Annotated in this window: 13 protein-coding genes and 1 pseudogene; 8 read left to right on the plus strand and 6 right to left on the minus strand. The window is 70.9% G+C overall.

What is annotated here, in order from left to right; all coding sequences use genetic code 11:
- Positions 1–179 precede the first annotated feature (179 nt).
- The 3 genes and pseudogenes from ABZ990_RS02835 to ABZ990_RS02845 form a co-directional block, all read right to left on the minus strand.
- Positions 180–596 (minus strand): cupin domain-containing protein, encoded by a 417-nt coding sequence (locus ABZ990_RS02835; protein WP_361224195.1) that lies wholly within the window; start codon positions 594–596, stop codon positions 180–182.
- A gap of 272 nt (positions 597–868) precedes the next feature.
- The gene (locus tag ABZ990_RS02840) at positions 869–1,591 is read right to left on the minus strand and encodes a substrate-binding domain-containing protein (RefSeq protein ID WP_361224463.1); all 723 of its coding nucleotides are present in this window, start codon (positions 1,589–1,591) and stop codon (positions 869–871) included.
- 39 nt (positions 1,592–1,630) lie between these two features.
- Positions 1,631–1,816, minus strand: a pseudogene (locus ABZ990_RS02845) (LysR family transcriptional regulator); the annotation flags it as partial.
- A 291-nt stretch (positions 1,817–2,107) separates the two neighbouring features.
- Between ABZ990_RS02845 and ABZ990_RS02850 the strand changes: the two are divergent.
- The 4 genes from ABZ990_RS02850 to ABZ990_RS02865 all read left to right on the plus strand — a co-directional run bounded on the left by ABZ990_RS02850 (position 2,108) and on the right by ABZ990_RS02865 (position 5,893).
- The gene (locus ABZ990_RS02850) at positions 2,108–2,722 is read left to right on the plus strand and encodes an ABATE domain-containing protein (protein WP_361224198.1); all 615 of its coding nucleotides are present in this window, start codon (positions 2,108–2,110) and stop codon (positions 2,720–2,722) included.
- 343 nt (positions 2,723–3,065) lie between these two features.
- Positions 3,066–4,418 (plus strand): hypothetical protein, encoded by a 1,353-nt coding sequence (locus ABZ990_RS02855; RefSeq protein ID WP_361224201.1) that lies wholly within the window; start codon positions 3,066–3,068, stop codon positions 4,416–4,418.
- A gap of 217 nt (positions 4,419–4,635) precedes the next feature.
- The gene (locus tag ABZ990_RS02860) at positions 4,636–5,226 is read left to right on the plus strand and encodes an HPP family protein (RefSeq protein ID WP_361224204.1); all 591 of its coding nucleotides are present in this window, start codon (positions 4,636–4,638) and stop codon (positions 5,224–5,226) included.
- Between the two features lie 4 nt (positions 5,227–5,230).
- Entirely contained in the window at positions 5,231–5,893 is a 663-nt protein-coding gene (locus ABZ990_RS02865; RefSeq protein WP_361224208.1) for a pyridoxamine 5'-phosphate oxidase family protein, read from the plus strand.
- Between the two features lie 166 nt (positions 5,894–6,059).
- Here ABZ990_RS02865 and ABZ990_RS02870 read toward each other — a convergent pair whose 3' ends face one another.
- The 3 genes from ABZ990_RS02870 to zapE form a co-directional block, all read right to left on the minus strand.
- Positions 6,060–7,460 (minus strand): alkaline phosphatase PhoX, encoded by a 1,401-nt coding sequence (locus ABZ990_RS02870; RefSeq protein WP_361224210.1) that lies wholly within the window; start codon positions 7,458–7,460, stop codon positions 6,060–6,062.
- A 258-nt stretch (positions 7,461–7,718) separates the two neighbouring features.
- Positions 7,719–8,144: an OsmC family protein gene (locus ABZ990_RS02875; protein WP_361224213.1), complete on the minus strand. Its 426-nt coding sequence runs from the start codon at positions 8,142–8,144 to the stop codon at positions 7,719–7,721.
- Positions 8,145–8,174: 30 nt separating this feature from the next.
- Positions 8,175–9,266: a cell division protein ZapE gene (zapE, locus tag ABZ990_RS02880; RefSeq protein ID WP_361224216.1), complete on the minus strand. Its 1,092-nt coding sequence runs from the start codon at positions 9,264–9,266 to the stop codon at positions 8,175–8,177.
- 366 nt (positions 9,267–9,632) lie between these two features.
- On the opposite strand from zapE, the gene ABZ990_RS02885 reads away from it, so the two are divergent.
- The 4 genes from ABZ990_RS02885 to msrB all read left to right on the plus strand — a co-directional run bounded on the left by ABZ990_RS02885 (position 9,633) and on the right by msrB (position 13,015).
- A complete protein-coding gene (locus ABZ990_RS02885) occupies positions 9,633–10,346 on the plus strand; it encodes a pyrimidine reductase family protein (RefSeq protein ID WP_361224466.1) in 714 nt (237 codons plus the stop codon).
- Positions 10,347–10,463: 117 nt separating this feature from the next.
- Positions 10,464–10,934, plus strand: coding sequence for an indole-3-glycerol phosphate synthase (locus ABZ990_RS02890; RefSeq protein ID WP_361224218.1), 471 nt, complete (start codon positions 10,464–10,466; stop codon positions 10,932–10,934).
- A 202-nt stretch (positions 10,935–11,136) separates the two neighbouring features.
- Positions 11,137–12,534 (plus strand): UDP-N-acetylmuramate--L-alanine ligase, encoded by a 1,398-nt coding sequence (murC, locus tag ABZ990_RS02895; protein WP_361224221.1) that lies wholly within the window; start codon positions 11,137–11,139, stop codon positions 12,532–12,534.
- Positions 12,535–12,559: 25 nt separating this feature from the next.
- A complete protein-coding gene (gene msrB / locus ABZ990_RS02900) occupies positions 12,560–13,015 on the plus strand; it encodes a peptide-methionine (R)-S-oxide reductase MsrB (RefSeq protein ID WP_361224224.1) in 456 nt (151 codons plus the stop codon).
- Positions 13,016–13,095: the final 80 nt, after the last annotated feature.

Here is a 13,095-nt window from a genome sequence, read left to right on the forward strand (position 1 = left end):
GCGGCGCGGAGGTACGGGGCGGACGCCGGCCGGATGGTCAGCCGAGCCGAGCCGAGCCGAGCCGAGCCGAGCCGAGCCGAATCGAACCGGTCCGACCGGGCCGGGACCCGCACCGTGGGGGTTCCTCCCGGCCGGCCGGGAGACCGACCGGCGGGCGGAAGGGCGTGCGTGTCGCCGGCTCAGGGAGCGGCGGTGACGCCGACGGGGCGGATCGCCTTGACCGGGGTGCGGGCCTCGGCCGGGTGGGTGCGGATGGCCAGGACCGTGCAACCGGTGCGGCTGGACATCTGGTGCTCGGTGCCGGGGCCTTCGACGATCAGGTCGCCCTTGACGTAGGAGGGGCCGTCGCTGTGGTCGAGGACACCGTCGAGGACGAGCATCAGCTCGTAGCCGAGGTGCTCGTGGAAGTCGCCGTGCGCGCCGGGCGGGAAGCGCAGCAGCAGACCGATGGAGTCCTCGTTCTTCTCGGCGTCGGGGGCCCACAGGACGGCGTGCTCGACGCTGACCCGGCCGGGCTCCTGCCAGGCGGTCCATTCCAGGCCGTCCAGATCGAATCCGCTGCGGAACACGTTCTGTACGTAGAGGACGTTATCCATGGTCTCCCTCAAGTGCTTTTCCGGGGACGGGACGTGATGTCCTGTCACTAGAAAGGCTAGGGTGCGGAAATTCATTCGAACAGAATGTTTCCGATGGCTGGTATCCGGGTATCCGATGGACCTTCCAGGGGTCTTCCGTGAGCCTTCCGAAGACTTTCGTCGGCCTTTCCGAAACGGTTCCGGGCAGCACGACGGGCACGGCCGCGCCGGTCATTCCCCTTTCGGGAATTCACCGTCCGCGGGCCGTGCCCGGATCGTTTTTCGCCAGAGGTTCAGGAGGCGAGCAGTTTGTCGAGCTCGACGCTGTACGGAGCATCGCCGGCGCACTCGGCCGGGGTGGGGGCGGGCATACGGCGGATCAGCTCGGCGATCGAGCGGTCGGCCCGGCCCAGGTGGTCGGCGCGGGAGTAGACGAGACGGACGTCGAGCTCGGCGTGCGGGACGCCGGGGACGATCTGCAGGCCCTGGGCGGCCAGGGAGTCGTCCGGCGGGATCATGGCCAGTCCGTAGCCGGCGCGGGCCAGTTCGCGTACGCCGCCGACCGAGCCCGCCTCGATCACGGCGGGGTCGACGCCGTACCGGCTGCGCAGGATGCGGACCAGCGGGAGGTGACCGGCGCAGTCGGCGTTGACGGTCAGGACGCGGACCGGGCGCTGGGCGTCGGTCACCGGAGTGGCGGCCAGCGCGGGCGAGGCGACGGGCACCAGGGTCAGGGCGGGCAGTTTCTCGACGGTCAGGTCGTCGGGAAGCGTGTCCGCGCCGTCCTCGAAGGCGACGACGGCCAGCTGGGTCTCGCCGCGGGCGACGGATTCGGCGGCGTTGTGCGCGCTTAACTGGCGGGGCGAGACGGTGACCTTGGGGTAGCGGTAGCGGGCCTCCCGGATCAGCCGGCCCAGCCGCTGCTCCATGAGGAGGGGGTCCGCGCCGATGGCGACCCGGCCTTCGGCCTCGCCCTGGGGCTGTAGCGCGCCGCTCATCTCCTCCATGGTCAGCATGATTCTTTCCGCGTAATCTCGAACGATTTCACCGTGCTGGGTCAGTCGGACTCCGTGCGGAAGTCTTTTCAGCAGCGGATAACCGAGCTTCGTCTCCAGGGACTTGATGTGCCCGGTGATGCTGGACTGGGCATATCCGAGATTGCGCGCCGCTCTGGTGACGCTCCCCTGGCGTGCGACTTCGCGAAAGGTTCGCAATTGATGGATGGAAAGGTCCAAAACCATTGCTGTCCCCAAGAGTGAGAGATCCGACCTCGGCCGGACCGCACCCTTCGTGCCGTCACGTGATGTTCGAACACGAGGGCGCGGACCCGCCGAATGTCCTGCGAGAACGCTCCTCCGGGTCGCTCCGGCGCCCTGCTCGTACTCGCGTTGGAGCGCCGTCACGTCGTACCCTGCCGCTACAGCGATGCGTCTAACGCATTACTGCGGATACCCCCGTTAGGTATGAGATGGTTGCATGCCGCTGCCTCGCTCGGCAAGTCGGTCCGAGAACCCGCCCCCCGAAGGATGCCGGTGACCCCCCACGCCCTGACCTCTCCTCATCCCGCCACCGAAGCGCCGCCGTTGCTCGGCGAACCGCTGGCGCTGGAGTTCGTCAACACCCACTACGCCGTGCGCGGTTCGATGCGCGACGGCCTCGGCCGCCCCGACTACCTCGCCTGGTGGCTGTCCATGTGCCGGGACCGCTTCACCACCGAACTCACCGACGCGGCGCTGGCCGCGGTCGACGAAGCCGATGTCGTCCACTTCCGTGAACTCCGGGACGCCTCCCGCCGTTTGATAGACGCCCGCGTCGACGGCGGGGAGCCCGACAGTCGTGACGTCGCCCAGCTCAACCGGGCCGGCGGCCTGGGCCGTTCCTGGCCCATCCTGCTCTGGAACCCCCAACAGCCCCCCACGGCTGCCCGCTTGGGATCCCAGGGCCCGCTCCTCGAAGCCCAGGCCGAACTCGCCCACGCCGTCGTCACCCTCCTGACCGCCCCCCGCGCCGATGTCGCGGCCTGTCCCGGCCCCGGCTGCGTCCTGTTCTTCGAGCGCACTCCGCCCCGCCGCGCCTGGTGTTCGCCCGGCTGCGGCAACCGTGCCCGCGCGGCCCGCCACTACCACCGCCACCGCCCCGCGGACTGACCGCCGGCCCGATCGCCGGACCCCCGCCCACCGGGCCGCTCTCCGGACTGTCCACCAGTCCGGAGAGCGGCCCGGAGGCGTCTGCGGGGCGTCTGCCGGGACGCGAAAGATCTAACGGCCCGCTTCTCGATTGCCGTTAGACACCGTCTGACGAGCAGATATCGGCAAACGCCATATCAGCCATCTGGAACATCAGCTCCACAGGTCCGGCCCGCGACCTACCTTCGATAGCGGAACAGCAACGTTGCTCCAGCGTCTCCCGCTCCACCACCTCCTCCCGAGTGCCGCACACCTCACCGGGAACAGGTGATGACCTGCCGACAGACACCCGAAGAGGACCCAGATGCTCTCCATACGTTCGAGCCGCCGTATCGCCGTGGCCGCCGCCGGTCTCGCCCTGATCACCGCCGCCGTCGGCGCGACCCCGGCCGGTGCCCAGCCCCTCGACACGACCACGCCGACCACCCCCGACCGTGTCCTGTACTGGAACAACGCCATCCTGGACGCGTTCCGGCAGGTCGGTGGCACCCCGGGTCCCCTCACTCGCGGTGGCGCGATGATGAACCTCGCCATCTACGACGCGGTCAACTCCATCCAGACCATCGGCACCCCGTACGTCACGAAGGACGCCACCGCGGCCGGCAAGTACGGCTCCGTCGACGCGGCCGTCGACTACGCCGCCTACACGGCCCTGACGAACGCCTTCCCCAGCGTCGACTTCACGGCCGCCTTCAACGCCGCCCGCGCCCTGCCGGACCGCGGCAACGCCGCCGAGCAGCAGGTCGGCAGCCAGCTGGGCATCGAGACCGCCAACGCGATCATCGCCAACCGCACGGGCGACGGCTCCACCGACACCAGCCCGTACGTCGCCGTCAACGCGCCCGGCCACTGGATCCCGGCAGCCGGCAAGCCGGTCGGCAACCCGAACTGGGGCAACGTCAAGCCGTTCGCCCTGACCAGCGGCAACGAGTTCCGTCCGGCCAAGCCCTACGGCTTCACCAGCCCCGACCAGATGCTCGCCAGCCCGGAGTACGCGGCCCAGGTCAACGAGCTCAAGGCGGTCGGCGGCAAGAACTCCACCGTCCGTACGGCCGACCAGACCCAGCAGGCCCACTACTGGGCCAACGACCTCGACGGCACCTACAAGCCGGTCGGCCAGCAGTACGACCACACCCTGGTCATCTTCAAGAAGTACCGGCCCAACGGCGGCTCCTTCGCCTCCGCCAAGCTCTTCACGAAGATGTCCGTCTCCCTCGCCGACGCGGCCATCGCGATCTGGGACTCCAAGTTCAACTCGGACTGGGACCTGTGGCGCCCGCAGCACGCCATCAACTTCGCCGACCAGGTCTACAACAAGGACATCACCGCCGACCCGACCTGGCAGCCCCTGGAGTCGGACCTCGCCGGCAACAGCTTCAGCCCGAACTTCCCGACCTACGTCTCCGGTCACTCCGGCATCGCCGCCGCCTGGGCCGGCGCGATGAAGAACTACTTCGGCCGTGACGACCTGTCCTTCACCGGTGGTACGGACGACCCGTTCGCCAAGAACGTCACCCGCACCTTCCCGTCCTTCACCGCCGCCGCCAAGGAGAAGGCCGACAGCCGCAAGTACATCGGCGTCCACTTCGAGTGGGACAACGCCGCCGCGCTGGACCTCGGCTACAAGGTCGCCAACAAGACCAACGCCCGCTTCTGATCCGCACAACGGCTCGGTGATGCCGACACCCCGGCACACCGGCACACGTGGCGGCCGCTCACCCGGCCGCCACCCCGTGGACCACGACACCACGGCCCTCCCGGGCCGTGGTGTCGCCGTGGTCGCCGCCCCATCCGCCCGCTCCGCCCCACACCCCACCGGGCGGCGCGCCCGCACGTCCGGGCGCGTCCCCGCTCGTACCCCCCAAGGAACACCCATGGCCACCCAGACCCCCACACCCGCTCCCGCACCGACGGTCACCCCCGAAGCAGTCACGCCGCCAGCCAACTCCCCCTCTCCCGGCGGTCGTTACATCAAGCTCCTCACCAGTAAAGCCCCCGCGCGCCCGAAGCCGGTCACGATTCTCACCAATACCCTCGCCGCCACCCTGGCGCTCACCGCCATCGCCGGCCTCGGGCTGCTCCTCCACGAGCCCCTTCTCATCCCCCCGCTCGCCGCCAGCGCCGCCCTCGCCTACGGCGCGCCCAATCTCCCGCTCTCCCAGCCCCGCAACATCATCGGCGGCCAGCTGATCTCCGCCCTCACCGGTTTCGCGGTCCTCGCGCTGCTGCCCTCCAGCACCGTCACCGCCGCCGTCGCCGGCGCGCTCGCGCTGACCACGATGACCCTCAGCCGCACCAACCACTCCCCGGCGGCGGCCACCGCGATCATCGTGGTCCTCACCCAGCCCTCCCTCGGCGTCTTCCTCGGCGGTCTGGCCCTCACCACCGTCACCCTCAGCCTCATCGCCGTCCTGCGCGCCAAGATCGACCCGACCACTCCCTCGTACCCGCAGTACTGGTGGTAAACGGATGACCAGCAGATTCGCCCAGCTCCTCTTCACCCCCGACGTCCAGCGCCACCAGGACACCGCGGGCAGTGCCCGCGCCTACCGGCGCATGGCCACCGCCGCCGGGCCGGCGCCCGATGAACTCGGCGAGGACGAGCAGGAGTTCATCCTCGAACGCGAGAGCTTCTACATCGCCAGCGTCAACACCGCCGGGTGGCCCTACGTCCAGCACCGGGGCGGTCCGCCGGGCTTTCTCCAGCCGCTCGACGGCCGCACCCTGGCCTTCGCCGACTTCCGGGGAAACCGGCAGTACATCACCAACGGCAACCTCGACAGCGACGACCGGGTCTCCATGATCTTCATGGACTATCCGCACCGGATCCGGCTGAAGGTCCTCGGGCACGCCCGCATCGTGCAGCTCGCCGAGCACCCCGAACTCGCCGAGCGCCTGCGGCCGGTGGACTACGACCACCCGCACATCGTCGAACGCCTGGTCCTCGTCACCGTCGAGGCCTTCGACTGGAACTGCCCGCAGCACATCACCCCGCGCTACACGCTCCCCGAGCTCCACCGGGCGCTCGACCCGATCCGCGCCCGCATGGACGAGCTGGAGAGCGACAACACCGCGCTGCGCAAGGCGCTCGCCGAGCAGGGCATCACCGACCCCACGCGCGGCGGCGCGTGAGAAGGCGCGGGGGTCGTCATGCGGTACGGCGTGGACGCGAGGAACCCTTGTTCTTTCTCTCCCCGAACGGCGAGAGAAAGAACAAGGGTTCGTCATGTGCCGGGGTGGGGCAGGGTGCTCCGGAGGTCGGGCGCTCAGCCGATGCCGGCCCCGCCCCCGCCCTCGCCTACTTCCAGGGCCCCGTCACCGCGAACGTCGTCCCCGGCGTGTAGCAGTTCACGTACATCGTCGAGCCGTCCGGCGAGAACGTGACACCCGCGAACTCGCCCCACTCCGGGGCCTCGGGCGTGCCGATGTTCTGGGCGCCCCGCGCGACCGCGTACACCTCGCCCTTCCGGCTCACGCCGAAGACGTGCTGCGCGCCCTCGCCGTCCTCGCAGACCATCAGGCCGCCGGTCGGCGCGAGACAGATGTTGTCGGGGGACTCGCCCGGCAGTTGGACGTCCGTGTCCGGTCCGAAGACCACGACCAGGGTGAGCCGGCGCGGCCCCGGCTCGTACTTCCACACCTGTCCGTAGTGGGTCGCGGCCGAGCCGTCCTTGGCGCGGGCGAACGACGAGACGAAGTACACCGCCTGCCCGCCCCAGTAGCAGCCTTCCAGCTTCTGCGCGTGCGTGATGCCCTTCGGCCCGAAGTCCTGGAAGCGGATGGGGGTTTCGGTGGCCAGCGGATCCGGTACGGGCACCCACTGGATGCCGTCGAAGCGCGTCCCCGGCTTCTGGACGACCGACAGGTCCGGCACGCCCGGCACCCGCATCGCCTCCAGGGCGCCGCCCGCGCGCAGTGAACCGCTGCCGCCCAGCGGCTTGTTGGGCAGGAAGCGGTAGAAGAGGCCGAAGGGCCGGTCGAAGGCGTCCTCGGTCTCGTAGACGATGCCGTTCCTCGGATCCACCGCGATGGCCTCGTGCTGGAAGCGGCCCATCGCGGTCAGCGGGACCGCGCCGGTGCGGTGCGGATCGGCGCCGTCGACCTCGAAGATGAAGCCGTGGTCCTTGGTGTAGCCGTTGGTGCCGGCCCGGTCCTCGGTCTCCTCGCAGGTCAGCCAGGTGCCCCAAGGGGTGGGCCCGCCCGCGCAGTTGACGGCCGTACCGGCGATGCCGACCCGCTCGCCCAGGACGTTGTTGCGCCCGTCCAGTTCCAGGACCGTACAGCCGCCCTTGGCGCCCGGGTCGTACGTCAGCCCGGCCACGGTCGGCACGCCGATCGGCGCGGTGACCCGGTTCTCGTGGTTGCGTACGAGGTGCACCCGGCCGCGCTGTCCGGCGAAGGCGCCCATGCCGTCGTGGTTGCCCGGCACCGGGCCCTCGCCGGAACGCAGCGGGTCGCCCTGCCGGGACAGCACCTTGTAGGAGAAACCGGCCGGAAGATCGAGCAGCCCGTCCGGGTCGGGCACCAGCGGACCGTATCCGGCATGGTTCCCCAAGAGCGCGCCACCGCCGGCGGGAGCGGCGGCGGCCGTACCGGCGAAGAGTTCGGAGAATGCGCCGGCGAAGGCGATGCCGGCGACGGACGCGCCCGTCCCGGCGAGGATCTGACGTCGTGTTGCGGACAAGCGTTCGGTGAACATGAGGCAACGACCCGCTTTCTGTAAGACCAGCAGAGGGGGTGTGACGTGTGACCCGCATGTGTGTACCACGCACAGTGGTGACACGTGAACCACGCGGGTCACGCGCGCCTCAGGTATGTGCCGAAGCCTCCGGAATATGCCGTACGGACGCCGATCAGGCACCGGTCAGGTACGGATCAGTCGCCGGTCAGCCGCCGATCAGGCGCCGAGGGAACCCTTCGTGACGCCCAAGGGACTTCCGTCGGATGCCGCGAAGCCTCAGGCCAGCTCGGCCGTCAGGGTGATCGTGGTCCCCGTCAGCGCCTGGCTCACCGGGCAGTTCTTCTTCGCGTCCTCCGCGTACGACTGGAACTGCGCCGCGTCGATGCCGGGCACCTCGCCGCGCACGGAGAGGTGGATGCCCGTGATGCCCGTCCCCGGCTGGAAGGTGACGTCCGCCTTCGTCTCCAGGCGGGTCGGCGGGTTGCCGGCGCCGCCGAGGGCGTGCGAGAGCGCCATGGAGTAGCAGGCGGAGTGCGCGGCGGCGATCAGCTCCTCCGGGCTGGTCTTGCCGTTCGGCTGCTCGGCGCGGGCCGGCCAGGAGACCGGGTACGTGCCGATGCCGGAGGAGTCGAGGCTGACCTCACCGGAGCCCTTCATGAGGTCGCCCTGCCAGACGGTGTGGGCGTGACGCACGGTGGCCATGTGTATCCCTTTCGTTGGGGTACGGCCAAACTACTGCGCCACCAGCCCCTTCGCGTCCCGTGCGAGCGCGGTGAGCCGGGAGATCGCCCGGAAGTACTTCTTCTTGTACCCGCCGTTCAGCATCTCGTCACTGAACAGCTTGTCGAACGGCAGACCGGAGGCGAGCACGGGTATCTCACGGTCGTAGAGCCGGTCGGCGAGCACGACGAGCCGCAGCGCGGTCGACTGGTCGGGGACCGGCTGGACGTCGGTGAGGCACACCGCCGTCAGGTCCTCGGTCAGCGCGCTGTACCGGCTCGGGTGGACCCGGGCCAGGTGGTCGAGCAGATGCGGGAAGTCGTCCAGGGAGGCACCTGGGGTGGCGTACGCGGTACGGGTGACGGTCTCTTCGTCGTACGGCGCGGGCGCCTCGGGCAGCCCGCGGTGGCGGTAGTCCTCGCCGTCGATGCGCAGCGGCCGGAAGTGCGCGGACAGGCCCTGGATCTCGCGCAGGAAGTCGGCGGCGGCGAACCGGCCCTCGCCGAGCTTGCCCGGCAGGGTGTTGGAGGTCGCGGCGAGCGCGACGCCCTGCTCGACGAGCTTGCCGAGCAGGCTGGAGACGAGGACGGTGTCGCCCGGGTCGTCCAGCTCGAACTCGTCGATGCACAGCAGCCGGTGGTCGCTGAGGGTGCGCACGGTCTGCTGGAAGCCCAGCGCGCCGACCAGGTTGGTCAGCTCGACGAAGGTGCCGAAGGCCTTGAGCGAGGGGTCGGCCGGGGTGGCGTGCCACAGGGAGGCCAGGAGGTGGGTCTTGCCGACGCCGTAGCCGCCGTCGAGGTAGACGCCGCGGGGTCCGGCCGGGGCGGTCCGCTTGGGCGTACGGGAGAACCAGCGGCGTCGTCCCGCACCCGAGGCGTGGGCGCCGCCGAGGCCCTCGGCGAAGCCGGAGAGGACCCGTACGGCCTCGGTCTGGCTGGGCTGGTTCGGGTCCGGTATGTACGTGTCGAAACGCACCGAGTCGAACCGGGGCGGCGGCACCATCTCCGCCACCAGGCGGTCGGCGGGGACATGGGGCTCACGCGAGCACAGCGAGAGCGGGGCGGCCTCGGTGGGCGCCGCTTCGGTTATGGCACGGGTCGACACAGTTATCCACTCTAAGCGCCATGTCAGACTGCGAGGATGCGACGCCTGTTCCCTGTGACGGACATGACAGCCCCGGCCGCGGTCGGCACCCCCGCCGGCACCCCCGCCGGCACCTCCGCCGGCGCCCCCGGCGAGACCCCCCGCGAGGCCGTCCGCGAGACCCCCCACGGCACGTCCCCCGCCCTCTCCGGCGCCACTGGCCCCGCGTCCCTCCCGGGCACCGGGGCCTCCCGGGAAGCCGAGGCGTCCCGGGACACCAAGCCCTCCCTGGCGACGAGGGCTCCCCAGGGCGCCCCGACCCCTCAGGGCGCCCCGACTCCCCAGGGCGTCGCGGGGCCGGACCCCGACGCCGACCGCGAGTGGTCGCTGGACGAGCTGGCCGACGCCTACGCGTACCCCGACCCGCTCCCGAAGGGCGCCTCCTGGCTGCGCGCCAACATGGTCTCCTCGCTCGACGGCGCGGGCCAGCACGACGGCCGCTCGCAGCCGCTGTCCTCGGCGGCCGACATGCGCGTCTTCGGGACGCTGCGCGCGCTCGCCGACGTGGTGATCGTCGGCGCCGAGACCGTACGGCAGGAGGGCTACCGTCCCGCCCGGGCGCGGGAGGCCTTCGCGGAGCGCCGGAAGGCGGCGGGGCAGGGCCCGGCGCCGGTGATCGCGGTCGTGACCGCCTCGATGGAGCTGGACTTCTCGCTGCCGCTGTTCACCGAGCCGCTGGTGCCGACCCTGGTGCTGACCGGCGCCGCCGCCTCCCCGGAGCGCCGGGCGGAGGCCGAGCGGGCCGGGGTGGAGGTGGTGATCGCGGGCGACGGCCGGGAGGTCCAGCCGCTGGAGGCGGTGGCGGCGCTCGCCGAGCGCGGGCTGCGGCGCCAGCTGACCGAGGGCGGGCCGAGGCTGCTGGGTCAGTTCGTGGCGGCGGGGGTGCTCGACGAGATGTGTCTGAGCCTGTCGCCGACCATGACGGCGGGCGGCGCGCAGCGGATCGCCGGGGGACCGGTGATCGCGGTTCCGCAACGCTTCTCGGTGGCTTCCGTACTGGAGCAGGACGGCTTTCTCTTCACCCGCTACCGTCGGATCTGACAATCGGCGGAATTTCCCGTTCCGCTTAGCGTGCACTGGGCAGACTTACCCTCGCAGTCCCCGTGAACCGCCTGCGGCCGCGGGGAAGGATGGTTTCCGCAGAAGGGCTTTCCTGAGGTGTTCACAAGCGTTCTGATGATCGAGAAGCCCCTGACGGCCGACGACGTGGACTTCGTCACCACCCTGCACGGCGACGAGGGCGTGTCCTTCATCGTCCTGATGCAGCCGCGCGGTGACCAGGCCGACGCGCTGCTGCGCGCCATCGACGACGTGGCCATGGGCGAGCTCAAGGAAGCGGCCCGCGAGGGCGACGAGCCGGAGGGCGAGGCGGCGCTCGCCCCCGCCGAGCAGGGTCTGGAGATCTCGCTCCAGGCGCTGAGGGCGGCGGGCTGCGAGGCGGTCGGGCAGGTGGTCGAGGAGCACCCCCTCGACAAGATGAAGAGCGTGGTCGAGGAGGCGAGCGCCGACGAGGTGATCGTGCTCACCGCCCCGCACTACGTGGAGGAGTTCTTCCACCGCGACTGGGCCTCCCGGGCCCGCCACAAGGTCGGCGTCCCGGTCCTGAAGCTGTTCGCGCACAGCGAGTGACCCGCGCGGGCCCCTCGTGAGCCGTACGTGAGCCCCTCATGGGCCCCTCATGAGCCCCTCGTGAGTCGCGTGTGAGGGGCGTGTGATCCCCGCGTGGCCTCGCGGCGCCGCGGGCGCCCGGGAGCACCGCTCCCCGGGCGCCCGACCGCCATCCCCTAGGCTGGGCCCGCATTCGTCACACACAAACCCAGGGGAGAACCGCATGGCACCCGCCATCCCTGCCGCCATGGAACGGCCGCACTTCATCGGCATCGGCGGTGCCGGAATGTCGGGCATCGCGAAGATCCTCGCCCAGCGGGGCGCCAAGGTCGCGGGCAGCGACGCCAGGGAATCCGCCACCGCCGACGCGCTGCGCGCCCTCGGCGTCACCGTGCACATCGGCCACGCCGCCGAGCACCTGGCCGACGACGCCTCCGCCGTCGTCGTCTCCAGCGCCATCCGCGCCGACAACCCCGAGCTGGCCCGCGCCGCCGAGCTGGGCATCCCGGTCGTGCACCGCTCCGACGCGCTCGCCTCCCTGATGGACGGCCTCGGCGCCCTCGCGGTCGCCGGCACCCACGGCAAGACCACCACCACCTCGATGCTGGCCGTCGCGCTCACCGAGCTGGGTCTCGACCCCTCGTACGCGATCGGCGGCGACCTCGCGGGCCCCGGCACCAACGCCCGCCACGGCCAGGGCGACATCTTCGTCGCCGAGGCCGACGAGAGCGACCGCAGCTTCCAGAAGTACGACCCGACGGTCGCGATCGTCCTCAACGTCGAGCTGGACCACCACGCCAACTACGCCTCCATGGACGAGATCTACGAGTCCTTCGAGGCGTTCGCGGCCAAGATCCGCCCCGGCGGCACCCTGGTCGTCGGCGAGCACGCGGGCGCCCGCGAGCTGGCCGGCCGGGTCTCCGGCACCAAGGACCTGACGGTCCTCACCGTCGGCGAGGCCGAGGGCTCCGACGTCTGGATCCGCCGGATCACCCCGAAGGGCATGACCAGCGAGGTCGCGGTCGTCATGCCGGACCTGGACGAGGAGATCGTCTTCACCGTTTCCGTCCCCGGCCGCCACTACGCCCACAACGCCGCCGCCGCCCTCGCCGCCGGCTCCCGCCTGGGCATCGACCCGCGCGACCTGGCCCGCGCCCTCACCGCGTACACCGGTGTCGGCCGCCGCCTCCAGCTCAAGGGCGAGGCCCAGGGCGTACAGGTCATCGACTCGTACGCGCACCACCCCACCGAGATGACCGCCGACCTGGAGGCCATGCGCGGCGCCGCCGCCGACGCCCGGCTCCTCGTCGTCTTCCAGCCGCACCTGTTCTCCCGTACGCAGGAGCTGGGCCGCGAGATGGGCGACGCGCTGGCGCTCGCCGACGCGTCGGTGGTCCTCGACATCTACCCGGCCCGCGAGGACCCGATCCCGGGCATCACCAGCGAGCTGATCATCAACGCCGCCCGCGCGGCCGGCGTCGACGTCACGCCCGTCCACGACAAGGACACCGTCCCGGACGTGATCGCGGGAATGGTCCGCCCCGGCGACTTCGTTCTGACCATGGGCGCGGGCGACGTCACGGACCTGGGCCCGAGGATCCTCGCCCGCCTGGCGAACTGAACCACCGAGGGAGCGGAGGCGGACCATGGCTGACAGGGCTGACAGGGCCGATAGGGCCGGTAAGGCCGGTAAGGCCGATTACGAGGTCGAGAAGACCGACGAGGAGTGGCAGGCGCAGCTCACGCCGTCCGAGTACCAGGTGCTGCGGCTCGCGGGCACCGAGCCCGCCTTCCGAGGCGAGTACACGGACACGAAGACGAAGGGCGTCTACTCCTGCCGGGGCTGCGGGGCCGAACTCTTCACGTCCACCGAGAAGTTCGAGTCGCACTGCGGCTGGCCGTCGTTCTACGACCCGAAGGACAGCGAGGCCGTCGAGCTGATCGCGGACACGTCCCACGGCATGATCCGTACCGAGGTGCGCTGCGCCCGCTGCGGTTCGCACCTGGGGCACGTCTTCGAGGGGGAGGGCTACCCGACCCCCACCGACCAGCGGTACTGCATCAACTCGATCTCGCTCCGGCTGGAGCCGGACGCGAGCTGATCCGGGGCGGCCCGAGCGGGCCGCTACGGTTCCGGAGGCGACTCGCGGTTCAAGAGGCGACTCAGGAGACCGATCCAGAG

Origin of the sequence: Streptomyces sp. NPDC046203 (genome assembly GCF_040646255.1) — a bacterium.
In the GTDB taxonomy this organism is placed as follows: domain Bacteria; phylum Actinomycetota; class Actinomycetes; order Streptomycetales; family Streptomycetaceae; genus Streptomyces.